This window comes from Apilactobacillus sp. (genome assembly GCF_025290035.1).
Taxonomy (GTDB): domain Bacteria; phylum Bacillota; class Bacilli; order Lactobacillales; family Lactobacillaceae; genus Apilactobacillus.
In genome coordinates, this window is record NZ_JAMBKT010000012.1 from 1 (window position 1) to 24,265 (window position 24,265).

Annotated in this window: 26 protein-coding genes; 7 read left to right on the forward strand and 19 right to left on the reverse strand. The window is 36.4% G+C overall.

Annotated elements, in window-relative coordinates:
* Positions 1-402: 402 nt before the first annotated feature.
* From apf to M3005_RS04175, 7 genes are all read right to left on the reverse strand, one after another.
* Complete coding sequence (gene apf / locus M3005_RS04145; RefSeq protein WP_293793998.1) at positions 403-984, reverse strand: aggregation-promoting factor; 582 nt, start codon at positions 982-984, stop codon at positions 403-405.
* Positions 985-1,291: 307 nt separating this feature from the next.
* Positions 1,292-1,804 (reverse strand): LysM peptidoglycan-binding domain-containing protein, encoded by a 513-nt coding sequence (locus M3005_RS04150; protein ID WP_293793943.1) that lies wholly within the window; start codon positions 1,802-1,804, stop codon positions 1,292-1,294.
* A gap of 450 nt (positions 1,805-2,254) precedes the next feature.
* Positions 2,255-3,640 (reverse strand): Na+/H+ antiporter NhaC, encoded by a 1,386-nt coding sequence (gene nhaC / locus M3005_RS04155; protein WP_293793944.1) that lies wholly within the window; start codon positions 3,638-3,640, stop codon positions 2,255-2,257.
* A 412-nt stretch (positions 3,641-4,052) separates the two neighbouring features.
* Complete coding sequence (gene trxA, locus M3005_RS04160; protein WP_293793946.1) at positions 4,053-4,373, reverse strand: thioredoxin; 321 nt, start codon at positions 4,371-4,373, stop codon at positions 4,053-4,055.
* Between the two features lie 5 nt (positions 4,374-4,378).
* The gene (locus tag M3005_RS04165; RefSeq protein ID WP_293793999.1) at positions 4,379-5,113 is read right to left on the reverse strand and encodes a DUF475 domain-containing protein; all 735 of its coding nucleotides are present in this window, start codon (positions 5,111-5,113) and stop codon (positions 4,379-4,381) included.
* A 93-nt stretch (positions 5,114-5,206) separates the two neighbouring features.
* On the reverse strand, positions 5,207-5,872 hold the full coding sequence (locus M3005_RS04170; RefSeq protein WP_293793949.1) for a glycoside hydrolase family 73 protein: 666 nt from the start codon (positions 5,870-5,872) through the stop codon (positions 5,207-5,209).
* Positions 5,873-5,875: 3 nt separating this feature from the next.
* A complete protein-coding gene (locus M3005_RS04175; RefSeq protein ID WP_293793952.1) occupies positions 5,876-6,325 on the reverse strand; it encodes a MerR family transcriptional regulator in 450 nt (149 codons plus the stop codon).
* A gap of 242 nt (positions 6,326-6,567) precedes the next feature.
* Here M3005_RS04175 and M3005_RS04180 point away from each other — a divergent pair, with 242 nt between their 5' ends.
* Positions 6,568-7,038: a C40 family peptidase gene (locus M3005_RS04180; RefSeq protein ID WP_293793954.1), complete on the forward strand. Its 471-nt coding sequence runs from the start codon at positions 6,568-6,570 to the stop codon at positions 7,036-7,038.
* A 66-nt stretch (positions 7,039-7,104) separates the two neighbouring features.
* On the opposite strand, the gene M3005_RS04185 is transcribed toward M3005_RS04180, so the two are convergent.
* Positions 7,105-7,761 (reverse strand): histidine phosphatase family protein, encoded by a 657-nt coding sequence (locus M3005_RS04185; protein WP_293794001.1) that lies wholly within the window; start codon positions 7,759-7,761, stop codon positions 7,105-7,107.
* A gap of 67 nt (positions 7,762-7,828) precedes the next feature.
* Positions 7,829-8,092 carry a hypothetical protein gene (locus tag M3005_RS04190; protein ID WP_293793957.1) on the reverse strand — a complete coding sequence of 88 codons (264 nt, stop codon included), beginning with the start codon at positions 8,090-8,092 and terminating at the stop codon, positions 7,829-7,831.
* A 192-nt stretch (positions 8,093-8,284) separates the two neighbouring features.
* On the opposite strand from M3005_RS04190, the gene M3005_RS04195 reads away from it, so the two are divergent.
* A complete protein-coding gene (locus M3005_RS04195) occupies positions 8,285-10,405 on the forward strand; it encodes an LTA synthase family protein (protein ID WP_293793960.1) in 2,121 nt (706 codons plus the stop codon).
* Between the two features lie 102 nt (positions 10,406-10,507).
* The gene (locus M3005_RS04200; RefSeq protein ID WP_293793963.1) at positions 10,508-11,251 is read left to right on the forward strand and encodes a potassium channel family protein; all 744 of its coding nucleotides are present in this window, start codon (positions 10,508-10,510) and stop codon (positions 11,249-11,251) included.
* Between the two features lie 14 nt (positions 11,252-11,265).
* Here the strand turns inward: M3005_RS04200 and M3005_RS04205 are convergent, their stop codons facing one another.
* Positions 11,266-12,258 (reverse strand): NAD(P)/FAD-dependent oxidoreductase, encoded by a 993-nt coding sequence (locus M3005_RS04205; protein ID WP_293793966.1) that lies wholly within the window; start codon positions 12,256-12,258, stop codon positions 11,266-11,268.
* An 80-nt stretch (positions 12,259-12,338) separates the two neighbouring features.
* On the opposite strand from M3005_RS04205, the gene M3005_RS04210 reads away from it, so the two are divergent.
* Both M3005_RS04210 and M3005_RS04215 read left to right on the forward strand, forming a co-directional pair.
* A complete protein-coding gene (locus M3005_RS04210) occupies positions 12,339-13,118 on the forward strand; it encodes an alpha/beta hydrolase (RefSeq protein ID WP_293793969.1) in 780 nt (259 codons plus the stop codon).
* 213 nt (positions 13,119-13,331) lie between these two features.
* Positions 13,332-14,294, forward strand: a complete 963-nt coding sequence (locus M3005_RS04215; RefSeq protein WP_293793972.1) for a nucleoside hydrolase — start codon at positions 13,332-13,334, stop codon at positions 14,292-14,294.
* Between the two features lie 34 nt (positions 14,295-14,328).
* Here M3005_RS04215 and M3005_RS04220 read toward each other — a convergent pair whose 3' ends face one another.
* A complete protein-coding gene (locus M3005_RS04220; RefSeq protein WP_293793975.1) occupies positions 14,329-15,132 on the reverse strand; it encodes a Cof-type HAD-IIB family hydrolase in 804 nt (267 codons plus the stop codon).
* A 64-nt stretch (positions 15,133-15,196) separates the two neighbouring features.
* Positions 15,197-15,595: a transcriptional regulator Spx gene (gene spx, locus M3005_RS04225; protein WP_053949575.1), complete on the reverse strand. Its 399-nt coding sequence runs from the start codon at positions 15,593-15,595 to the stop codon at positions 15,197-15,199.
* 238 nt (positions 15,596-15,833) lie between these two features.
* Between spx and M3005_RS04230 the strand changes: the two genes are divergently transcribed.
* Positions 15,834-17,393: a bifunctional metallophosphatase/5'-nucleotidase gene (locus tag M3005_RS04230; RefSeq protein WP_293793977.1), complete on the forward strand. Its 1,560-nt coding sequence runs from the start codon at positions 15,834-15,836 to the stop codon at positions 17,391-17,393.
* 43 nt (positions 17,394-17,436) lie between these two features.
* Here the strand turns inward: M3005_RS04230 and rny are convergent, their stop codons facing one another.
* Together rny and M3005_RS04240 are read right to left on the reverse strand one after the other, a co-directional pair.
* Complete coding sequence (rny, locus tag M3005_RS04235) at positions 17,437-19,029, reverse strand: ribonuclease Y (protein ID WP_293793980.1); 1,593 nt, start codon at positions 19,027-19,029, stop codon at positions 17,437-17,439.
* Positions 19,030-19,197: 168 nt separating this feature from the next.
* The gene (locus M3005_RS04240) at positions 19,198-20,151 is read right to left on the reverse strand and encodes an alpha/beta hydrolase (protein WP_293793983.1); all 954 of its coding nucleotides are present in this window, start codon (positions 20,149-20,151) and stop codon (positions 19,198-19,200) included.
* Positions 20,152-20,265: 114 nt separating this feature from the next.
* Between M3005_RS04240 and M3005_RS04245 the strand changes: the two genes are divergently transcribed.
* Entirely contained in the window at positions 20,266-20,697 is a 432-nt protein-coding gene (locus tag M3005_RS04245) for a helix-turn-helix domain-containing protein (RefSeq protein ID WP_293793984.1), read from the forward strand.
* Positions 20,698-20,742: 45 nt separating this feature from the next.
* Here the strand turns inward: M3005_RS04245 and M3005_RS04250 are convergent, their stop codons facing one another.
* The 5 genes from M3005_RS04250 to M3005_RS04270 are packed head-to-tail and all read right to left on the reverse strand — an operon-like array spanning position 20,743 to position 24,018.
* Positions 20,743-20,886 (reverse strand): hypothetical protein, encoded by a 144-nt coding sequence (locus M3005_RS04250; protein ID WP_293793987.1) that lies wholly within the window; start codon positions 20,884-20,886, stop codon positions 20,743-20,745.
* Between the two features lie 21 nt (positions 20,887-20,907).
* A complete protein-coding gene (locus M3005_RS04255) occupies positions 20,908-21,393 on the reverse strand; it encodes an S-ribosylhomocysteine lyase (protein ID WP_053949571.1) in 486 nt (161 codons plus the stop codon).
* A 37-nt stretch (positions 21,394-21,430) separates the two neighbouring features.
* Positions 21,431-22,300 carry a MetQ/NlpA family ABC transporter substrate-binding protein gene (locus M3005_RS04260; RefSeq protein ID WP_293793990.1) on the reverse strand — a complete coding sequence of 290 codons (870 nt, stop codon included), beginning with the start codon at positions 22,298-22,300 and terminating at the stop codon, positions 21,431-21,433.
* 13 nt (positions 22,301-22,313) lie between these two features.
* Complete coding sequence (locus M3005_RS04265; protein ID WP_293793992.1) at positions 22,314-22,985, reverse strand: methionine ABC transporter permease; 672 nt, start codon at positions 22,983-22,985, stop codon at positions 22,314-22,316.
* Entirely contained in the window at positions 22,975-24,018 is a 1,044-nt protein-coding gene (locus M3005_RS04270) for a methionine ABC transporter ATP-binding protein (protein ID WP_293793993.1), read from the reverse strand. Before M3005_RS04270 ends, M3005_RS04265 begins: the two co-directional genes overlap by 11 nt.
* Positions 24,019-24,265 lie beyond the last annotated feature (247 nt).

Here is a 24,265-nt window from a genome sequence, read left to right on the forward strand (position 1 = left end):
CTTTGATGATTTAAATCTAAAAAATGTGTTTGCATGTATCCATCCTCCTAAAAAAGCACCCAACTCGATGGAGTGGGTGCTCGAAAATGGACTGATTGCGTCGTTCTTCAATGCACCCTCTCTGGAGTTGCTTAATTGAATCTAGATATAAAAAAGGACTTCCCTGACCGTGTCAGAAAAGTCCTTCAATGTCTGATAATTACACTGATGGCGTATGGAATCTACGCAAGGCCTTGACTGACTCTCTGGTCAACTCTTAAAGGCGAATCTCTTTTTATGTTGTTTATAATATATCATACTGAAAATATTATACAAGGATGAAATTTCAAAGATGCAAAAAAGACGCCATGAGAGGCGTCTTTTGGTAGATATAAATATTGATTGGATGAAGCGAGCTGCTTCTTAGTACCAACCGTGTTGTAGCCAGAATGCTTTGGCGTTATCCCATGAACCGTAACGAGATGCCACGTATTGATCAGCAACTCTTTCCTGGTTAGCAGCAGAATAATCACCATTTAGCATTGAAGAACTGAGTTGGTATTTACCATAGTATTGACCATTTTGCGCAGTGTATGAACCACTTGATTCACGGTTGGCAATCCAAGCTTTAGCATCACTATTGCTACCAGTGTAAGTAGTGGTTGTGTTAGTAGTTTGAGCTGCTGGTTGGCTAGCAACACTAGCAGTACTACTTTGAACTTCCGTTTGTGAAGCCACGTTTGCATCACTAGGCAATGATAGTTTTTCACCAACATAAATTAAGTCGGTATCAACACGTTCGTTGGCCTTTCTTAATGAGTCTAGAGACACGTTGTATTTTTGTGATAATCCCCATAGGGTGTCACCACTTTGGACGGTCACCTTTTGTACCGCTGTGTTAGTAGTATTGTTAGTACTTGTTTGACTGTTAGCAGTTTGATCCGCGTTGGCAGTCGCACCACTTGCGATAAATAAACCAGCTACTGCAGCAGTAGCGAATAACATTGATTTCAAATTAAATGTAACGATAAATCTTCACTCCTATATATAAATCTATAACTCGAATGGGTTAATCCAATTGATTAACTGTCATCTATACTACATGGGTATCATTACACCGACTTCTCACCCACGTTAAAAGTTTCGCTTGATTCGTAACAATGTCGTCTTGGTGTAATCAATTGCAATCAAAACCACTCAAAGTGTTGATAATAAAGGATTTCTTACGTTACGTGGGACTTAAAATAACTTTAAAATGCTGTTTTAGACAATAAAAAAACGTTGAAAGAGAATTCTTTCAACGTCTTTTTGCTTAATACCAATTAAAAATTTCCCAGTGCGCTTTAGCGTTAACCCATGAACCATAACGGTCGGCAACGTATTGTTCAGCTACACGTTCTTGATTGGCTGGTGAGTAATCACCATTTAAATATGCTGTATCCAATTGATATCTACCATAGTAACGACCGTTTTGCGCGGTGTATGAATCGGTAGATTCATGGAATGAAATCCAAGCTTTAGCTTCTGCGTTTGCTTCGTTCCAAGCTTCTTGTGAATCTAATAGTGATTGACTTTGTTTCTTAGAGGATGAATGTTGCTTAGATGATTTATCATCTTTTGCATCATTATTATTGTCAGGAATAATTAAATGATCCCCAACTAATAAATCGTCATCACTATACTTGTTGTTGGCACGTTCTAACACAGAAATAAAAACATTATATCTATCTGACAAATTAGCAAATGTATCGCCAGACTTCACGGTCACTACTGTACTAGCAGTTGTAGGAACAGTAGCGTCTCGGAAAATAGAAATTAATCCCACAAAGGAGATTACGGCTACGAGAAATAAAACATTAAATTTATATCTAATACTTAAACACTCCCATAAAAATTAAAAAAATGATTAATGCGATATGTTGTACTTTAACAACGAAGAGTCATTCTATAGACTTTATATTACATATATATTACACAGAAGTAACAAATAGTTGCCTGTACGTAATAATGTAATGTTTTAGTAATCTTCTGCAATACAATTGAACACAATGACTATTAACTCAGCATTCCAAATTTAATAATCGCGTACAATATATAGGTAGTTTTTGATCAGAAAAGTGAAATTTTTTTGCTTTTTTTAGTAAGTGAACTGATTTCATGTTTCATTTGGACCCTTGTGTAACATAAAAAATGATGTAAAAAAGCCTATCATAAATGCTATTATGATAGGCTTTTTAACGTTTTATTAATAAAATTAAATTATGTTAATTATTAGCTAATCATTAGTGTGCTTAATTGCAATTCCAGTCACCGCACTGATGATTGAGAAGATTGGTGAGAAGATACTTAGGAATAGGAATGGTGCAAAGTGAGCAGCTGGTACTCCTAATGTTGCTGAAATAAATGCTCCGGCAACCCCCCATGGAACCAAGTAGTTAATTACAGTTCCTCCATCTTCGATTGCTCTACTCAAGGCAACTGGTGCTAAGCCAGCTTCATGAAAGACTTTCTTAAAGGCGTTGGCTGGTAGAATCTCTGATAAGAATTGTTCACCAACAAAGATGTTAACACCTATTGCAGTGCAAATAACAGCGATAATCAATTTTGCATCAGTGTTTAAGTGCTTAGTAAGTGGTTGAATCACTGCATCGATAATACCTAAGTGCATTAATAATCCACCAAATGCTAAAGCAATCATAATTAAAGCAATTGTTCCCATCATAGAACTAATTCCACCACGAGATAATAACATGTCAACTGAACGATTCCCAGAGCGTGATACGAAACCGTTAGTAATTAAATCATTAATCTTAATCAGAGCGATGTGACGATCTTGAATGAATAATAAACCAATTGAAACAACGATGTTAATGAATAACGTTGGAATCGTTGGAATGTGGCTCCATGCACAAACTAGTAATAATACAATTGGGATAACCGCTAAGAATGAAATATGGAAATGATCATTCAAAGCATGTAAAGTATTATTAACATTAGCTAAACTAGCGCGACCATCACTGTGGTTTAAAAAGACAAATAAAATAAACGAAGTAATCATAGCGGGAATGGTTGACCACATCAAGTTTTTAATATGGGCAATTAATTCGGCACCAGAAACAGCTGAAGCTAAGTTAACAGTTGCTGATAGTGGTGATGACTTGTCTCCGAAAACGGCACCAGAGATAACAGCCCCGGCAATCATGGCTGGGTTCATTCCCATAGTGATACCAATTCCCATAAAGGCAATCCCTAAAGTAGAAATAACAGTAAATGCACTACCAATAAATGTACCCACTAAAGCACAAACCAAGAAAATTGATGGCAAAAACCAGTTAATGTTAATCAAATGAAAACCAAACACCATCAATGTAGGAATAACTCCAGAAGCAATCCAGACACCTATTAATGAACCAATTAATAAGAAGATAAATAATGGCACAATTCCATTTTTTACCCCTGAAACGAACCCATCATCGATATCATCCCAAGTAAATCCTTTAAAACGACCCCAAAACACCAATAACATAATCCCCACTAAAATTGGTACTTCTGGTGAAATGCCTAATCCAATCACGCCAAATGACATAATTGCCATCATAATAACTAAAACCATGATTCCTTCTGTAAGTGAAACAGACGGTCTTTTTTGTTCTTCTTGCATAATATTTCCCCCTGAGTTTTAATACGCTAATTTTTAATATGTAGTTGGTTGTTAAATTTTAATATCGGATTAAACCTCCGCAGTTCGCTAGTTGCATATTATCGACTTCTTTCCATAAAAAAAGTCCCTGTTGTAAAAACAACAGGGACGATTATTTGTATTTTTTGACCGTGGTACCACCCAAATTAGTAACCACACGTAGTGGTCACTCACTCTGCTAGAAATAACGACTCTAGAAACCGTTCTTGGGTAGACACTATCCAATGTATTTCAGCAAAATTAACCTGATCGGTTCGCAGCAACCACCGACTTCCTGACACCCAGTTAACTCGTTACTTGATTTGGAATAATTGTTTTCTTTTATTTGATTAAACTAAGATTAGCACTACCTTAAAATTTCGTCAACTAAAATTTACATTTCAGCTAGCTTTCTATTTAAGTAATGTGCCATTTTATCTTTGGGATAAATACCAGTGACTTTTTCAACCGCCTTACCATTCTTAAACAAGACGATACTAGGTAGTCCCATCACCTTATACTGTTTGGCAATGTCTTCGTTGTTATCAACATTTAATTTACCAAAGTGAATTTGATCACCAAATTGATTTTCCATTTCTTCTAAGACAGGATCCATAATCTTACATGGACCACACCAAGGAGCCCAGAAATCAATCACTGTGATTTTGTTATCTGTTTGTTCTGCCAGATTTTCTCTGGTGATTGTTACAGCCATTTGAATTACCTCTTTGCTTTACGAATAAAATGGATGATAAATGTAATGATGAATGCCATTAAAACAATCAAACCAAAATGTAGTGGTTCGATTTCAATGTCAATCATTGGAATTGATAGAATTAATTTTAAGGCAATTATACCAATTAAAACGTACGCCATCGTCTTTAATTCTGGAATCTTCTTCATGACAAGCATGATTACTTCGGCAATTCCTCTCATACATAGAATTCCGATTAAACCACCAATTAAAACAATAACTGGATTTTCAGAAATCGCTAAGGCAGCTAAGACTGAATCAACTGAGAAAACAATGTCCATAAATTCGATTTGAGCCACTGTCATCCAAAAGCGTTTACGATTAGACTGTTGACTACTTTGCTTAAACATTGATTTCTTAGGTTTATTCGAGTGGGCGAAGTGATCAAAAACTAAGTAGAATAAATATAATCCACCAATTACTTTAATTTCCCAAATATGGATTAAAAAGACTCCCAATCCAATGATTAAGAAACGAAAAACATAAGAACCCCATAAACCATAAAATAATGATTCTTCTTGTTCTTTTTTTGTTGGCAATGCTTGGGCTTGAGTTGCAAGCACGACTGCATTATCGACTGACAAGATACATTCAATTAATACTAAAGATAAAATAATTATCCATGCATCCTCTGAAAATATTACGTTATGCCAGTTATTTAAATCAAAAAACGGACCATATAACTTGCTTAATAATGGTATCACCTAAAGTCTCCTCTACTATTTTTATCCATATTATAGCTGAATGTTTTTCAAAAATGTAGCATTATTATCTATTTTAATATTTATTTAAAATTATTTATCGTACTTAGATAAATCATATTGTTTAATCAATGCAATTAGCGATTTAGCGTAATTCGGATCAGTAGCGTAACCATTCTTTTGAAGCATTGCTGCTTGTTCTTCGTAACTGGTTACGTTCTTCTTTTTAATGAAGTTAAGCGCTACGACTGTACTGTGATTTTCCACGGCAGCATAGACACTTGGGTATTTTCTAAATGTGGCTGGAATGGAGATCTTTTTCTTGTCGCCTTCCATGACCACTTTGACCCCTTTGGCCACCTTAGTATCCTTGCTGACATATTCGTCAGTGTAATAACTAATTGATTGTCCTTTATAAGTTCCTTTAACTCCAAAAATGTTATAAGCTTTTTGATACAACTTAGATTGACCCCAATTGGATTCTTGAATAGCTTGAGCAATCACAATACTTGGCAACACAACGTGTTCTTTTTTCCAAACCTGCATTGCTGGTTTCGCAATAGTTTCAGCAAATTCGTGACGACGTTTAGCATCAGCTTTTTGTGCATTGATGATGCGTTGCTTATCGGCTTTTTCAATCGCATTTTCACGCATGTTATTTCTCACTTGTTTAGCGACGCTATAACCACCTGCTAAAATAACAAAGACAAATAGTCCCATAATCACGCGTTTAACGATATTTCCTTTTGGTGTTTTCATAATTTACTTTTCTTCTTTCTTTTCAATCACTCGATATTCGATATCTTCATCTGTATTTAAAATCCCATATAAAATTGACTCTTTTTCCTTATCAAAGTAACCCAAGTTAATGGCCGGTTTCCCATCAATTGTTTCAACGTCTTGAAATGCAATCATCATAAAATCACGGATTTTACGCACTTTTTTAATATTTTCGTTCGCAGCTTTATAAGCTCCATTAAGCGTGAAGCCTTCGTCTAAGTAATATTTCATTAAACTAACTCGATTCAAATTTTCCATATTAAAAACTCGTGAGCTTGAGTTGTCATCACGAATGGATTCAATATAACCCTTTTGTTCCCAATAGCGCAGTTGTCTAGTTGAAACATTAACCATTTTACTTACCTCACCAATCTTGAAGATCAGTAAATTTAAGTCGACTTTTTGCGGAAAAAATTTTTTATATGCAGCCATGATATGATTCCTTTCACCGTAATCTTGATAATTTAAATTTACCATAAATTACAGTGCCTTTCATCACTTTGATTATCACAAATTAATATTAAACAACAAAATAGCGAAAATTACATTAAGATTTCACCTTTTTAACTAGATTGAAATTGCTTTGTTACATTCTTGAAACATTTGTCCTTTATTATAAGTAATATAAATTGAGATAGAGATAAAAAGAGAGATATAAGAGAGGTTTTTAGAGAATGAAAAAGTTTATCACAAAAACAGCCGTAACTTTTATGGCTTTTACATCACTACTTTTTGCTGGGGCAGCAGTAAGTAGTAACAATAACTCAGCGCACGCTGATACTATCCAACAATTCGATACTGTTTACAGTGTGGCGAAAGCACAATTAGGTACTCCGTATGTATATGGTGCTAGTGGTAATGGTGGTTTCGATTGTTCTGGTTTTACAAGTTACATATACAAAAACTCATTAGGTATTACTTTACCTAGAACTGCACAAGAACAATACAACGCATCAACTAAAGTTAGTCGTTCTAACTTACAAAAAGGTGACCTAGTATTCTTCGGTGCTACTAAGAGTTCTATCTTCCACGTTGGTATGTACATAGGTGGCGGCAAGATGATTGACGCTCAAAATCGTGGAGTTATTCGCGAAAAAATTCATACACCATGGTGGCACGTCGTAGGTTACGGTCGCGTCGCTTAATAATTTCTCTAAAAACCAAAAAGACGATTACATTTTGTAATCGTCTTTTTTATATCTACTATTATATTATTGATTATAACTTGTAACCTGAATGTTCTCATCTGAAATGGTTAATTGGGTCACACTTCCATTAGCTGGACGTTCTGTAATATCATACTTTCCTTCACCAAAACGTTCAACTAAACTTAAGACCGCATTACCATGGCTAATTAACAATACATTGGAACCATCTTTAATTAAAGGTGATGATTTAATTTCAGCTAATCCCTTATCCCAACGTTTCCAATATTCTTCACCACTTTCTGCTTGATGAAACGGATCGGCTTCTTTTAAAAAGTCCTTAGCTTGATTAATAGAATACTTACTAACGATATCTTTAAATGTAGGTAGTCCATGAGGGGCTCCTGCCACGTACCAAGTTTGATCCATGTCATTTCCTTCATAATAACCGTAAAACTCTTCACGCAAGTTAGGTGAAACCACTGGTTCTTTAACTGAATCAGCTTGGTTAGCACCTAATACAATTGCAGCCGTGTCCATAGCACGTGTGGTGTTACTACAAAACGCAGCATCAAAATGAATATCTGATAAACGTTTTCCAGTATCTTTTGCTCCTGCAATTCCTTTATCTGTTAAAGGTGAGTTACTCCATCCCTGTAAACGATTATAAATATTAAAGTAGGTTTGTCCATGTCTAACTACATATAGATTAAATTTAATAATCTTCATCCCCTTTTAAAACAAGTATACTTAGCATAGCACTAATAAAAAAAGTTAGACAGTCATCTGCCTAACTTAATTCTGTATCATAATATTTGGATGCGATTTGATGATATCGTAGTTGATTTAATGTTTTGTAAATAATCATTTGAAGTTCACGTAACTTAATGATAGTGTATGAGCTCAATTGCACAAGAATCAATCGTTCTGTACGTTGAATAATCTCTTGATTGTTGGTTAACGCAGATAAATCACTGTGAACCATTTCAGGCATAAATTCAATTATTTTACCATCGCTTAATTGAATATTTAATTTATAAGCTTTATTTTCCATTAATGCCATCAACCTCCTACCATTTAATATTATTTTACAACTTTTTGTATTTTTTGCAACAATATATAGTGAAGGGTTAGTTTTTGTTAAGCATATATTGTGTTTTTTCTTTTTGACTCTAATAAAAAACATGCCTTTTTGTTCACTGTCTGGTAATATTAGATATGAATTACATCAAAGGAGCTCTTCATTTTGAAAGCGATCAACTATATCCGCACCAAATTGTCCACTAGATTTGGCTTCTTCTGCTTACTAGCGGGACTATTTTGGGCTAAAACAATCTATGCATATTTCACTGACTTTCAGTTAGGATTAGCTAATCCATTCGAATACTTCGTCGCCTTCTTCAATCCGATTGCGACCACCTTATTCCTATTGGGACTAGCAATGTATATTAAATCAAGCCGGTTATTCTATCCAATAATTTTATTAATTGATGGATTAAACACTTTACTACTATATTTAAACGTTATTTATTACCGCGAATTTACCGATTTCATGACCGTAAGTACCATGACCGGTTATTCCAAAGTGAACCAAGGATTAAGTGGTTCATCATTGGCGTTAACCATGCCCCACGATGTCTTCTATTGGTTAGATATCGTTTTAATCTTAGTCCTACTATTATTCCGCGTGATTCGAATTGATAAAGACAAAATGGGTTTTAAAGGTGCCTTTGCGATTACTTCAACCGCCATCTTAATATTTACAGCCAATTTATCATTTGGCGAAATGGCACGTCCGCAACTACTAACTAGAACCTTTGACCGTACCTACATTGTTAAATATTTAGGCCTAGATTCATTCACTGTTTATGATGGGATTAAACAACAACACAATAACGACTTAAGAGCGATGGCTACTAAGTCCGAAATGAATGACGTCCATAAATTTATTAATAAACATTATGCGGCACCAAACGCCAAATTGTTTGGATCGCAAAAAGGCAAAAACGTGATTGTGATTCACTTGGAAAGTTTCCAACAATTCTTGATTGATAAGAAAGTTAATGGTCAAGAAGTCACACCGTTTCTAAACAGTCTCTACCACAGTAAGTCAACCTATGCATTTAGCAACTTCTTCCATGAAGTCGGACAAGGAAAGACTTCCGATGCTGAAAACATGTTAGAAACTAGTACTTATGGTTTGCCACAGGGATCACTGTTCACTCAATTTGGTAGTGATAATGTCTTCCAAGCTGCTCCTTCAATCTTAAAACAAGAAAAAGGGTACACTTCTGCAGTCTTTCATGGTAATGTTGCAAGTTTTTGGAACCGTAATAATGTTTATAAGAACATGGGTTACCAATACTTCTTTGACGCTAGTTACTATGATACTTCTGGTGATAGAGCCAGTGGTTATGGTCTAAAAGATAAATTACTATTTAAAGATTCTGTGAAATACTTACAAAGGTTACAACAACCTTTCTATGTTAAATACATCACAGTGACTAACCACTTCCCATACACAATTGATAGCGAAGATTCAAGCTTCAAGACTACTAACACCGGTGATAGCAATGTTGATAACTACTTCAAGACTGCGCATTATCTAGACGAAGCGGTCAAAGAATTCTATGCTTACCTTCAAAAGGCCGGCCTATTGAAGAATTCAATTATCATGTTGTATGGTGATCACTACGGAATTTCTAATTCTGAAAACGTCAACTTAGCCAAGGCATTGGACAAGAATCCAAATGATTGGAATAACTTTGATAACGCCCAGTTACAAAGAGTGCCGTTAATGTTTAATATTCCAGGCATGAAGTCTGGTTACATCGATAACACCTATGGTGGTGAAATTGATGTTTTACCTACTCTTCTTCATTTACTAGGGGTTAACACCAAAAAATACATTCAATTTGGAACCGATCTATTCTCTAAAAAGCATGACACGGTCGTTGCATTTAGAAATCGTGATTGGGTCAGCACCAAATACACTTCAATTTCTGGCACCATCTACAGTAATAAGACTGGTAAAGTAATTAACGCAACCCCACATCAAAGAAAAATATTTAACAAGATGCAAGCACGCGTCAATACTGAACTATCTTATTCTGACGAACTAAATGAACAAAACTTACTTCGTTTCTACACTCCCAAAGGGTTCAACCCGGTTAATCCCAAAGATTACAACTATCAAAATGGGTTCCAAAAAGAACTGGGAGCCGAAACCGAATTAGGCAAGAAATCAACTAGTTTGTATGATAAATTAAAGAAAAAATCAACGGAAAACCTATACAAAACTGATGCCCCTGAAGTCAACCATACGGGTGGCTCATCACGTATTAGTAATAAAAATTCTGACGATTAAAATTCAAAACGGACAAATTTTTGTCCGTTTTTTTATTTGCTTTAAGGTTTTTTAAAGGTAAAATAATCATAATTGGATAATGAGATAAAGTGAGTTGAAAGCATGAAACAATTTAAAAATAAAACAATTGAATTAATTTACAGCATATTTATTATCTTCATCGCCGTCTTCTCAGTCGCTCTAGTCGGCTTAGATTACTTAGGCGTGATCAATATTTACCACGGTTTCATCGGAACTGTGTACTATGCAATTTGGATTTTCTACATTCTAGATTACATAACTGGATTTTGTTTAGCTAAAAATCATAAACAATTTCTATTAGAAACATCGCTGGACTTAATCTCTTTAATTCCAGCCCACCCCATCTTCGTGATTTTCCGTTTATACCGCGTAATTCGGATTGTCCGTCACTATAACTTATTTTGGAAGTTTGGTTGGGACGGTAAAGTTACCGGTGGGATTCACCGTTTCATTTATGATACTGGATTCATTTACTTATTTTCCATCAGTATCGTTATCTTAATCTTTAGTGCTTTAATTTACTCGCACTTTGAACAACATAATCTATCAACTTCGCTTTGGTGGGCCATCACCACTGCGACGACCGTCGGATACGGTGATATTTCACCACAAACCGCTGGTGGAAAACTAATTGCCGCCTTTCTAATGTTTGGTGGAATTGGTTTTATTGGTTTGTTGACCTCAACGATTACTGACTTTTTCACTCATGGTGACAAGGATGTAACCGATGATAAGATTGATCAATTAAGCAAACAAATTGAAGCTTTAACCGCTGAGGTCCACTCATTACAAAAATCTGTTAAAAAAAATAACACCCCTAAATAGGGTGTTATTATTTTTTAGTCAGATAATTGAGTACTATGCACCGGTGCATGGTTACCTGGATATAAATCATTCATAATCGCATTGACGGTGATGGGAACTTCGCCAAAACCTGTTGCGATGATGGTTTGTTTACCATCATATTTGGCTTGGTCACCAACTGCATAAATGTTATGAATGTTAGTTTCTAAAGTATTATTAACCTTTGTGGCATGCTTTTCTTCTTCAATCTCAACCGCCCATCCTTGCATATCCTTATTATTGGAGATGAAACCGTAGTTTACCAAAATTTTATCAACATCTAAATCGATGAATTCGTCATCAGTTTTCATTTTTTTAGCATGAACACGAACTTGACCGTCATCGGTATTGACCAGTGATTTAATCAAGTATGGGGTCACTAATTCAACGCTGGATTGTTTTAGGACTTCTACCATGTGTTCAAGACCACGGAATTCATTGCGACGGTGTAATAAGTACACTTTTTTAGCGATGTCATTTAGCATTAACGCTTGATCAATTGCTGAATCCCCACCACCGGCAACTAATACGACTTTGTCACGAAAGCTTTCGATGTCGTTAGCAGTATAAACCAGTTGGTCATCAGAAATAGTTTCAACACCATCAGCGCTTAATTGACGGGGATTAAACGCCCCATTGCCGACTGCGATAATGATGGATTTTGTTTTAGTTATTTCCTGATTTGTGGTAATCTTAAAGGCGTTGTCGTCTTTTTCGACATTGATGACGGTTTGGTTTAACTTAATATCGCCGTCCATAGAAGCTAGTTGTGCTTTTAAGTTAGCAACTAGTTCACGCCCTTTAATGGCCGGGTATGCTGGAATATCTAGCAATGTCTTTTCTGGATATAATGCATTTACCTGACCACCTAATTCAGATAGACTTTCGATTATTTGGAACTTGGCGGTCCGCATGCCAGCATAAAAACCGGCAAACATTCCCACGGGGCCGCCTCCAATAATCGTAATATCATAAATTTCGTCTGTCATTTTATTTAACTCCTTTTATTTCGGTGTTATTTAATATATCATATATCTTATAATTATACTTTAGCAAAGGAAGAACAATTATGCACAGCAAACGCAGAAAAATTATCATTGGGATTATCTTGCTAATTGAAGCAATCGCCCTGTTTACTACTACCGCCTGGATTTTTAGAGGACGCGTTCTAAATGGTCTTCAAGTGGAAAAGACCAGAACGGCAACTATTTTCATCCCTGGATACGGTGGTAACGCTGTTTCTACCGATGACTTCATCAATCAATTTAACGATCATGGAATTGCTAAGCGTGCGCTTCGTATCCATATTTCAAGTAATGGTAAAGTCACTACCATGAAAAAATATGTAAAGAAGATTACCGCTGACAATCCATTAGTTCAATTAATTTTTGAAGACAATACTCATCCAATCAAGCAAGCTAAGCAAATGAGAAATGTGATGACTTACCTATATAAGACTTATCACATTAAATCAGTAAACTTCTTAGGGCACTCATCAGGTGGTCAAATCGCTTATGAATACATGGTAAGAAATCCTAATCAAAAGGATGCACCAAAGATTAACAAATTCGTAAGTATCGCCAATGATTACGATCCAAAAGATAAACGTGTTAAAAACTTACCTCGCAATTTGAAGGTCTTCAATATTGCTGGTGAAATTTACAACTTCGGTACCGATGGTGAAGAAGCTGTTGATATTGTTAAACCAATGGGTAAATTAGTTAAACCATACGTTAAGAGCTACACTTTCTACTTATACCAATCTGATCCAATTTCTGCTGAACATTCAATGTTGCATGAAAATCCTACTTTAGATAAGACCATTGCAGAATTCTTATTTAGAGATTAAAACTAAGCACTCATTTCCATGAAATGAGTGCTTTTTTATTAATATTTTTCTAATTTTTAAGTAATTTGTTCGTCTTTTTACCTGGATTAATGAACAAATTACGGAATTCCCCTTTCAATTTACGGTAAAAGTCCATATAATTGAGTTAATGAAAAATGTTCACGGACGCAACGAAGATCCGTGAGGGGAATATTATTGGGAGGGTTTTTCATTATGGCAAAACAAAAAATTATCTTGGACTTAGACACTGGTATCGATGACGCAATGGCCATCGCATACGCTGTCGCTGTTCCAAACGCAGACTTAGTAGGGATTGTTAACTCATACGGAAACGTGGTAGTTGAACAAGCTGCGAAAAATTCTCTACAAATTTTAGATTTATTAGGCGCTACCAATGTGCCTGTTTTTGAAGGAGTACCTCATTCACTAGAAACTGATAGTTTTGAAGTAATGGATGTCTCTGCCCATATTCACGGGGTAAACGGTGTCGGTGAAGTCGAACTTCCTGCATCAAGTCGCCAAGTGGAAGACATGTCCGGTGTCGATTTCATGATTGAAGCCGCTCACAAATACGGTAAGGATTTAACAATTATCCCTACTGGTCCACTAACCAACCTAGCATTAGCACTTCGCAAAGATCCTGAAATTGCGAACCTAATTGGTAATGTGACTTTAATGGGTGGAGCGCTAACTGTTCCTGGTAACGTTACTGACGCAGCTGAAGCAAACATTAATCAAGATGCGACTGCTGCAAACGAAGTATTCAGAAGTCCATTACACGATACTATGGTGGGGCTAGATGTTACTTTAAGAACTCTATTAACCAAAAAAGAAACTCAACAATGGCGAGATTTAGGTACTGTAGCCGGTGAAAAATTCGCAGATATTGTTGATTACTATATCGATATTTATGACGAAATGTACCCAGAATTAGGTGGTTGTTCATTACACGATCCACTTGCGGTTGGGGTCGCTTGTGACCCTAGTTTTGTCCAAACTCTAGACATCGACTTATTAGTTCACACTGGTGAATTAAACTACGGTCGTACTACTGGAGACACTGCCAAGCTAGATGACCCCAATCCAAGTGCCAGCGTTGCAATTCAAGTAGATGAAAAACGCTACCTAAAGACATTCATGGAATACTTAAACTACCTATTTGCAAACAACAAATAACAAAAAAGCTTACCGCGATGGTAAGCTTTTTATTTTACATATTAAAGTAATGATGAAGGTATACGGCAACGCCATCTTCATCATGATCTAAAGTCACGTCGTCTGCAATCGCTTTGATTTCATCAGAAGCATTACCCATCGCTACTCCAATGTGGGCTGCCTTTAGCATTTCTTGATCATTTTCAGCATCACCAAATGCCATTAAGTTCGTAAAATCTAATTCTAAGTGATGTAATAAGATTTCTAGTCCATAAGCCTTACTCATGTTTTCAGGCAGAAATTCCATGATTTTCGGCTGTGAACGGACAATTTGATAACTATTCTTAATTTCATCTGGTAAATCCGCACGCGCTTGATCTAATGTCGCCACCTGTTCAGACATAATGGACTTGCTGTATTCTTGTTCTGGTAAGTCAGTAAAATCGATTTGCTCAAATTCCAATGGTGAATTTAAGACTTCTTTATATGTAGATTTAACTAAGTCGGTTAATTCATAGACTTTTTTGAAATCTAAGATATCCAAAGGTAATTGGTGGTCAGATGCAAATTGATGAATTAAACTGAAGTCATCTTTGGATAAACTCTTTTGGTTTAACACTGATTGGTCATCATTTTTAATAACCATCCCACCATTAAAGGTAATTGTGTAGTCGTTAGGACCTGATAAATCTAGTTGTTCAACATATGGCCAGACCGCATTCACTGGTCTTCCGGTACATAAAACTACAGCGATACCTTGTTCATGTAGCACTTTTAAAGTTTCTTGATTAGCGGTACTTATTTTCTTGTCGGAATTTAGTAAGGTATTATCTAAATCCAGCGCAATCATTTTAATCATGGTGTACTCCTATCTAAGTGGACAAAAAAACGACATTACCAAGTAATGCCGTCACTTTACAATATTAAGCTTCCAGTTGTGATTCTAATTCTTTTAGTTCAGTTTCACGGATGGAACGTGGTAAGAAACGACGAATTTCTTCCTCATTGTAACCAACTTCCAAGCGCTTGTCATCAAACACGATTGGGCGTTTAATAAGGTCGGGATATTTGACCACTAAACTAACTAGCTTTGATAATGATAAACTATCAAAATCAATGTCTAATTTCTTGAAAATCTTGGATCGAGTTGAAATAATATCTTCACTACCATTTTCAGTTAGACGTAAAATTTGTTTTACTTCATCCGCATTCAATGGGTTCGAGTTAATGTTTCTTTCTCTAAATGAGATATCGTGAGCTTTTAACCATGCTCTAGCCTTACGACTTGATGCACTACTTGGTGCAACGTAAAGATTCAACATTTTATCACCCCTTAATCGCTTAAGTATTAGTAAAAAACAATTATGGTTTGTGTTCTCGCTTACTATTTGTAAACTGAACAACTGTAATTATACTAACACATATAGAAGATAAATCAATTTAAATTTTTCTTAAGATGAGAAAACCTTAATCATTTCTTAATTTCTAACTGAAGGAAAAGTGATAGAATATACACAACTCAACATAAATCGATGGATATAAATTTTGGAGGTGATTTCGATGAAAATAAATCTTTTAGAAACTAGTGATTCACATGGTTTTATCTTTCCTACTAACTACGTAAAGTCATTCGACGATAAGCCATTTGGCGTGCTTCGCTGTGCTAGTGCGTTTAAAAGCTTACGCCAACGCTTAGATAACGTTATTGCAATCGATAATGGTGATTTTCTAGAAGGTTCTGCACTAGCGTATTATATTGCAGAAATTAAGCATCAATCATCCCCTGCCCAAATCAGTAATGTCTTTAACGCGATGAACTATGATTTCGGCGTTTTAGGTAATCATGAATTCAACTATGGATTAGATTACCTAAAAAATACAATTAAAGAATCATCCAGACACTTCCTTTGTGCCAACATCATTGATCAAGACGGTAACCATCCTTTTGGTGCCCCTTATGAAATTAAAGAAATCAATGGCATCAAAATTGGTTTCTTGGGACTAACCACACAAGGAACTACTAAATGGGAGAAAAATGAGAATTTAGCCGGACTAACATTCCTTTCAGCTAAGGACACTGCCGATAAATACATTCCTGAAATGAGCGAACAAACCGACTTAAACGTGATCATTTATCACGGTGGAATCGAACGTGATGAAGACGGTGTCCCAACAGAAGTCCTAAATGGTGAAAACGAAACTTATGACATTTTGGCACACGTCGACAATATTGACGCGATTATTACCGGTCACCAACACAGAAAGATTGCTGGACACCTATTAGGCGTTCCCATTATCCAACCCGGCCACCGTGGCGAATATATCGGGCACATCGAATTGGACGTTCAACAAGATGAAAACGGTAAGTATTATGTCGACAACAGTGAAACCGAACTAATTGCGACTAACGGATACAAAATTGATGAAGAGCTAGCCCACCAATTAGATGACCTTCAAACTTCAATTGATGTCTGGTTAGATGAACCAATGGCACATATTGATGGAAAAATGGACTTTGATGACGCCTTTGTCGCTCGTTTACACAAAACTAGTTTTATTCAATTCATTCAAAAAATTCAAATGCAAACCATGGGCGTCGACCTATCCGCAACCGCCTTATTCAACGATGAAGCGCACGGATTTGAAAACCCCATTACCATGAGAAATATTATTACCAACTACGTTTACCCTAACAGCTTAGCCGTTTTAAAAATCACAGGTGCTGAATTAAAAGCTGCGATGGAAACTAGCGCCAAATACTTTGACTATCAAGACGGTCAAATATGTGTGAACCGTGATTATATTTTTCCAAAATTAAAACACTATAATTATGACATGTATGAAGGTGTCAACTACACTATCAATGTCGCCAAGCCAGTTGGCCATCGCATTGAAAACCTCACATATCATGATCAACCACTCGCTGATGATGTTGAATTAAACATTGTTTTAAATATTTATAGAGCCGTTGGTGGTGGTAACTATCAAATGTTTGACCAAGATAAAATTATCAAATCAGATGACCGCATGATGAGTCAGTTAATCGCCGATTACCTTCACCATCACGAAACTATCAAAGCTGAAAACAATCATAACTTTGAAGTCATTTATCGACCATAAAAAAGAGCATCCAATGATTGGATGCTCTTTTAATTTATAATTACTATGCTTCTTTAATTGCGTTATGATTGCGTTTTTTGGTCTTCCCAACGTATTGAACTGCTTTTAGTTCACGGATGGTAGTAACCTTAATCTTACCAGGGTAAGTTAATTCGTCTTGGATTTGATCTTTAACATGCTTGGTTAAAGACTTACTCTTATCGTCATCCAACATTTCTGGGTTAACGATAATTCGAATTTCACGACCGGCTTGAATAGCATAACTATCACGAACACCATCATGTTGATTAGCAATGCTTTCCAGATTACGTAAACGAGTTACATATTCTTCAATCGATTCGCTACGTGCTCCTGGACGTGCTCCAGAAATCGCATCAGCAGTCGCAACTAGAATTGAAATTGGATCAGTTGGTTCAACATCACCGTGATGAGATTCAATTGCGTTAACCACGACTTCATTTTCATTGAAGGCACGAGTTAGTTTCGCCCCTAACTCAACGTGAGTTCCACCAACTTCATGGTCAATTGCTTTTCCGATATCATGCAATAGTCCTGCACGCTTAGCTAATTGGGTGTTTAAACCTAATTCCGCAGCTAATGCGCCCGCTAATTGCGCACTTTCAATCGAATGGTAAAGAACGTTTTGACCATAACTGGTTCTAAACTTCAGCTTCCCAATAATTTTCATTAAATCAGGGTGCATTCTACCAACATGCAGTGAATGAACAACAGTTTCACCAGTTTCACGCAATGCAGCGTTTACCTTTTGGGTAGTTGTATTCACCAAATACTCAATATTACTGTTAGTAAAATGACGAGAGATAACGAGACTTTCGATAGTGGTGCGTACGATTTCTCTTCTGACCGGATCATGGGTCACAATGTGTAGTAACAATGGATAATCTTCATCAAAGATTAAATCCGTTCCCGTTAAGGTTTGAATTAAGCGAATATGTTGTTCATCTTTACCAACTAACTTCGCTTTAATTTCATTACTAGGTAAATTAATATTGCGTTCAATGTGGCTTCGAGGTTCATCACGCGGACCACTTTGAATCGCTTCGATGACTAAGTCGTTAGCAATCTTATTCGCAGCGACTTTGCTTTCTGATAAGTTATATTTAACTTCTATGTCTTTTTCTCGACGAAGTTGGTTTTCGGTGTTGCTCAAAACAGTTTGACGAGCTGAGTTCTTATCGATGTGACTAATAGATTGCAATGTTAATTCACGTTGTTCATGAATATCTTCAGCTTGGTGCAAAATGTCATCAATTTCATCTTGAATCTTCTTTTGTTCATTAGCTCGTTCATTTAGATCATCAGTGTACTTGGTCAAACGAGTCTTCATTTGTTCTAAGTACTTTTCATGTTGATCTAAACGTTGTTCACGCGTTTCATTTTCTTCTTTTTGTGATTGAATTTCATCATTGGCAATTTCTTGGTATTGCACAATGTCTTCTTTATCATCTGAAATGATTTGTCGTGACTTCATTTCCGCATCTTGTTTAATTGATGCTAAATGAGCTTGAGCTTTCTTTTTGGCATCTTGAATTTGCATTTTAAAACGCATATTGCTGGACCAAATACCGATAACTACTCCGATAATTAGGAATAAGACGGTCATAATTTCAATCAAAAAGCGCCCTCCTTTCTGATTTTTAAATATTTTTTATGATTGTTATAATGTATGTTTTAGGATTTTTTATACATATATCTATAATAACATTTTCAGGACAAATTGTTACACCGAAAGTCATCAAAAAAAACAAAAAAGACGACTAAATTGGATTAATCGCCTTGGTTTTTATCTAAAATATTGATTTAAAAATCCTTTGATTGTTTTAACGTACAACTTTGGATTGGTTTGATAAGAAGCGGCATGCGCAGCGTTTTTAACTACTAATAATTCTTTAGGACCTTTGGTGGCATTATATAATGGATAAACCATTTTGGTTGGTACGAAGGTATCTTTACCCCCATGAATGAATAACATTGGACGATGATTCTTCTTCACTTGATCTAGCGAAGAAGCTTCATACATACTGTAGCCCGCACGAAGATGGGTAATCCCACTTAAGATTGGTACTAATGGCCACTTTGGAAAGGCTGGCATATGATAAAGTTGCCCCGCTTCGTAATTGATTTCGTCAGCAACGCTGGTGTAACCACAGTCTTCAATAAAGGCCTTAACTTGACGCGGTACTGACTTTTCACCAGAAACCATCATGGTAGTGGCACCACCCATGCTGACCCCAAACATGACGACTTGCGAATCTTCCCCATTATACTCGATGACTTTCTTCATCCATCTAATGTAATCGAGGCGATCCGGCCAACCATAACCGACGTAATTACCCTCACTTTGACCTTGACCACGGTCGTCTGGTGTTAAGACGTTATAGCCTAGTTGATGGAAAATGTAGGCGTATGGCGCCATTTTTTCCTTATTACCCATGTACCCATGAGCGATTACAATTGTCTTGTTAGTTTGATGAGTTGCTGGAATATAGTTGGCAACTAACTTTAAATGACCACCGACTGATTCTTGCGTCCACTTAATCTTCTTCACTTGTTGATACCACTTGGTTCCCTCGTATAGTGGTGAATCTGGTTTGACTTTTTCATTGCTTAAAAACGATTTATGTGATGGAACCACAGCGACGTTATAAAAATACATTCCCGCCCCAATTAAACCAATCACAGTTAGTGAAATTAAAACTACTAAAGTTATAATTAAACCCTTAAGTTTGTTCTTCAAGGTGCTTCTCCTTCTCCATACTTGCTAATTTGAGTATAGATTGTCGGGAATTAAAAAGCAACTAGCGAACTATTTATCTAATTTTCAGTTATAATAACCATAGAGGTGTTAGAAATGTTTCCAATTCGATTAAGAGCCCTCCGCAAAGGGCAAAATATCAGCATGAATCAACTTGCAAATAATTTAAACGAAAAATTTCCAGAAGATGAACACAAAAACACACCTTCTCAAATTGGTAATTGGGAACGTGGCATTCGTTCACCTTCATATGTTGAAATTAAAAAACTTGCGCTATACTTTAATGTAAGTATGGATTATTTAACTGGGCGCACTTCGATTGAACACGTCAATTTGGGTGCAACCTTAATGGCTGAAAATGAACTAACTTTTGGTAATCATACTTTAGACCAACGCGATCGCTACGAAGTTTATCAATTAATTAATGGTTATCTTCATGGCAAAGACCAAAATTATTTAGAAGATGGCCAAAAAGATACTGCCCATCAAGAAGAATTAAACTTAAATTTTGATGATTTTAAAATCTAAAAAACGCCGAGAAAAAATTTCTCGACGTTTTTTCGTACATAGCACTTAGATGGTTGATTTCTTTTTATCTTTAACGTGATGGAAAATATGGTGCTTACCAATATAGGCCCATCTAATTAATGCAAAGTAACCAATCCAGAAAAGAAGCAATAAAATGATTTTGAGCCAAATATCATTTAACACCCTCATATTTCCACCTCCAATTAATAATTAAATTGTTTTACGTTCGTATGGTTCAGTACTGATTTGTTCATCTAAGATGGTCTTGCACCATTCTTTAGCTGAGAATAGTGAATGGTCACGGTAGTTACCACAGCTTTCAGCAGTGGTTCCTTGAACGTCTTCCCATTCGATGTCATCTCTGATGGCACGAAGTGAATCCTTTAGCGCACGAGCAACATTTTCGTTACCAGGGTTACCCCAAGTAATCAAATGAAAACCAGTACGGCAACCAAATGGTGAACAGTCAATGACACCATCTAGACGGTCACGTAATAAACCGGCTAATAAATGTTCAATGGTATGTAATCCGGCTGTTGGGATTGCTTCTTCATTAGGTTGAACTAAACGCAGATCGAAGTTAGCGATAGTGTCGCCATTAGGACCTTTTTCTTCGGTGATTAAACGTACATATGGAGCCTTAACAGCAGTGTGGTCTAGTGTGAAACTTTCTACTTTTGTTTTTACTTTTGTCATAATAAATTCTTCCTTTCAAAAACGTAATCGTTAATTTTTATTTAAATGCAGGGACATCGACACCTTTATATTTGTCCTTGATCAAGTTGTAAACCGCTTTAGAATGGTACGCTTTTACCACCTCCTTGTAAGTGGCGTTATCAGCTTCTGAACTCTTAGTTACCAAGATGTTAATCCATGGTTGGTTGTAAGAATCGTTTACATCTGGAGCAATCGCATAAATCGCATCCTTAGCTGGGTTTAAGTGGTTAGCTTGAACGTAGTTTGAGTTAGTGACTCCAGCGGCGAAATCAGGTAATAATTTAATGATGGCAGCTGGGTCCACTTCGATAATGTCTAACTTCTTAGGGTTAGAAATAATATCAGTTAAAGTTGGTGAGTAACCTTTGGCTGGGTTAGTCTTGATTAAGCCCGCCTTTTCTAAGACCTTCAAAGCACGACCGGCGTTAGTTGGGTTATTGGGAATCGCAATCTTGTCGCCTTCTTTAAGATCTTTGACACTCTTAATTTTCTTAGAGTAGATGTTTAAAGGTTGGATATAAGTGTTTCCGATTTCCTTTAGATTGTACTTCTTTTGGGTAATTTCTTGATTTAGGAATGCATAGTGTTGGAATGAGTTAATATCAATTTGACCACTGTTGGTGGATTGATTTAGCGCTTCACCATCACTGAAGACTTTTAAGTAAACGTAGATGTGTTTGCTGGCTAGTTCTTTATTCACTTGTTTCCAAATCGGAACATCGGTACTACCTAGTACCCCAACGGTAACCACTTTTTTATCTGCGGTATTTTCTTTCTTACTGTTTCCGGAAGCGATGAAAAAGCCGACGATAATGACTAATACTGCGACAACTGCCAATGACAGGATACGCACTTTTTTATTTTTACTATTTACTGGTTTACTCATAATAAAACCCTCCTTAACGGGTTAAAATGTCGGCAATTAAAGTACCGATGATTTGCACGATTGTGACTAGAATTAATAAAACGATGATACATGCAAGTGTGACGTCGAATTGGTTTTGTTGGTAACCATATTGGATGGCGAAGTTTCCTAAACCACCTCCGCCGACAACGCCGACGATTGCGGTTAAACCAATCAAGCTAACAATGGTAGTGGTGGTCATGCGGGTAATGCTGACGATGCCTTCGTGTAAATAAATCCCGCGAACGATTTGCCAGTTGGTAAGCCCAATTGCTTTCCCGGTTTCAATCAAGCCTGGATCAATATCATTTAACGCCGATTCAATTTGACGAGCGAAAAATGGTGTAATCCCAACTACTAGTGGGAAGATAGTTCCGCTTACTCCAATCGCAGTGCCTGAAATCAAAGTAGTAAGTGGAATCAAGGCGACGATTAGGATGATGAATGGAATACTTCGGAAGAGGTTAATTAATTTATCAAAGATATTAAAGCAGATGAAGTTTTCCTTAATCCCGCCGCGTTTGGTGATAATCATAATAATAGCGAGAAAAATACTGACAATAAATGCGATTAATCCGGAAAGAATCACCATCTCAACCGTTTCTTGAATCGATTGGGTAAACGCCTGCCAATTTTGCGCTACGTTTGGAAAATAGTTATTCAACATCGTCAATCACCTCCACTAAGACCCCATCGTTATGAATGAAATCTTCATATGCATTTTTGATGTCGTCTTCATATCCTTCAATTGAGATAATCAGACCACCAATTAATTTATTTTGAATTAGTTTGATATCAGCTAATAAAATACTGATATCAACGTTAAACTTGCGAGCAACATTTGAAATCACTGGATCAATTGTATTTTCATTATTGTATGTAACTCGAACTAACAAACTGTTAGTTGGTAGGCGCCATGCGTCATACATTGCCTTATCAATTTTTAGATTAGTGGTAGTATCGACAAAACGCTTAGTGATTGGTTGACTCGGATGAGCGAAGACATCGTAGACATCCCCTTGTTCGACGATTTTACCGTTATCTAGGACAGCGATTTGATCACAAACCTGTTCAATCACCTTCATTTCATGAGTCACGATTACGACAGTGATTTTGAGCTTTGTGTTTAGATCTTTTAAAATCGCTAAAATTGAATCGGTAGTTTCTGGGTCTAGCGCACTAGTCGCTTCATCACAAAGCAATACTTTCGGATCATTTATCAATGCTCTGGCGATGGCGACTCTTTGTTTTTGCCCACCAGATAGTGATGATGGATAATCATTCTTTTTATCCTTTAAACCAACTAGGTCTAACAATTTGTCGACCTTATCGTTAATGACTTGCTTATCTAAATGTTTGTACTTGATTGGCAATGCCACATTTTGGGCGATGGTTCTTTGTGGCATCAAATTAAATTGTTGGAAAATCATACTGATTTCGCCACGAAGTTGAATTAATTGTTTGGCGTTTAATTGATTAACTACTGTATCTTGATAATGAACGGTTCCAGAAGTTGGGGTTTCTAATCCATTGATACAACGAATCAACGTCGATTTCCCCGCTCCTGAGTAACCGACAATCCCGAAGATGCTGCAGGTTGGAATCTTTAAATCGACCCCGGATAATACTTGATTGGCATTTTCATCTTCAGAAAAAATCTTGTTGACTGCTTTTAACGTAATAATATTTGTTTGGACCATCTCGTCACCTCCTAATAAAAAAGACGTCCTATTGAATAGATTCAACAGGACGCCTGAGCGCGGTACCACCTTGTTTGATAACTATATTAGTTATCCGCTTATCGCATAAATTACGATTAATTAGTTAACGTTAATCACTCCGCAGCCATTCACATAGCTGATATCTCATAGACCATTTATAAATTAATTTACATACTATCTTCTCACCATCGATAGCTCTCTGAAATGACCTTAATTTACTCTTCTA

Excerpts from the sequence above, each read along its gene's own strand:
- M3005_RS04170 (WP_293793949.1), bottom strand. The coding sequence starts at position 5,872 with ATGAAAACACCAAAAGGAAATATCGTTAAACGCGTGATTATGGGACTA.
- apf (WP_293793998.1), bottom strand. The coding sequence starts at position 984 with ATGTTATTCGCTACTGCTGCAGTAGCTGGTTTATTTATCGCAAGTGGT.
- M3005_RS04220 (WP_293793975.1), bottom strand. The coding sequence starts at position 15,132 with ATGATTAAAATGATTGCGCTGGATTTAGATAATACCTTACTAAATTCC.
- M3005_RS04230 (WP_293793977.1), top strand. The coding sequence starts at position 15,834 with ATGAAAATAAATCTTTTAGAAACTAGTGATTCACATGGTTTTATCTTT.
- nhaC (WP_293793944.1), bottom strand. The coding sequence starts at position 3,640 with ATGCAAGAAGAACAAAAAAGACCGTCTGTTTCACTTACAGAAGGAATC.
- M3005_RS04255 (WP_053949571.1), bottom strand. The coding sequence starts at position 21,393 with ATGACAAAAGTAAAAACAAAAGTAGAAAGTTTCACACTAGACCACACT.
- M3005_RS04200 (WP_293793963.1), top strand. The coding sequence starts at position 10,508 with ATGAAACAATTTAAAAATAAAACAATTGAATTAATTTACAGCATATTT.
- M3005_RS04265 (WP_293793992.1), bottom strand. The coding sequence starts at position 22,985 with ATGTTGAATAACTATTTTCCAAACGTAGCGCAAAATTGGCAGGCGTTT.
- M3005_RS04190 (WP_293793957.1), bottom strand. The coding sequence starts at position 8,092 with ATGGAAAATAAAGCTTATAAATTAAATATTCAATTAAGCGATGGTAAA.
- M3005_RS04180 (WP_293793954.1), top strand. The coding sequence starts at position 6,568 with ATGAAAAAGTTTATCACAAAAACAGCCGTAACTTTTATGGCTTTTACA.
- M3005_RS04175 (WP_293793952.1), bottom strand. The coding sequence starts at position 6,325 with ATGGCTGCATATAAAAAATTTTTTCCGCAAAAAGTCGACTTAAATTTA.
- M3005_RS04205 (WP_293793966.1), bottom strand. The coding sequence starts at position 12,258 with ATGACAGACGAAATTTATGATATTACGATTATTGGAGGCGGCCCCGTG.
- M3005_RS04260 (WP_293793990.1), bottom strand. The coding sequence starts at position 22,300 with ATGAGTAAACCAGTAAATAGTAAAAATAAAAAAGTGCGTATCCTGTCA.
- M3005_RS04210 (WP_293793969.1), top strand. The coding sequence starts at position 12,339 with ATGCACAGCAAACGCAGAAAAATTATCATTGGGATTATCTTGCTAATT.
- spx (WP_053949575.1), bottom strand. The coding sequence starts at position 15,595 with ATGTTGAATCTTTACGTTGCACCAAGTAGTGCATCAAGTCGTAAGGCT.
- M3005_RS04245 (WP_293793984.1), top strand. The coding sequence starts at position 20,266 with ATGTTTCCAATTCGATTAAGAGCCCTCCGCAAAGGGCAAAATATCAGC.
- M3005_RS04270 (WP_293793993.1), bottom strand. The coding sequence starts at position 24,018 with ATGGTCCAAACAAATATTATTACGTTAAAAGCAGTCAACAAGATTTTT.
- M3005_RS04250 (WP_293793987.1), bottom strand. The coding sequence starts at position 20,886 with ATGAGGGTGTTAAATGATATTTGGCTCAAAATCATTTTATTGCTTCTT.
- M3005_RS04215 (WP_293793972.1), top strand. The coding sequence starts at position 13,332 with ATGGCAAAACAAAAAATTATCTTGGACTTAGACACTGGTATCGATGAC.
- trxA (WP_293793946.1), bottom strand. The coding sequence starts at position 4,373 with ATGGCTGTAACAATCACCAGAGAAAATCTGGCAGAACAAACAGATAAC.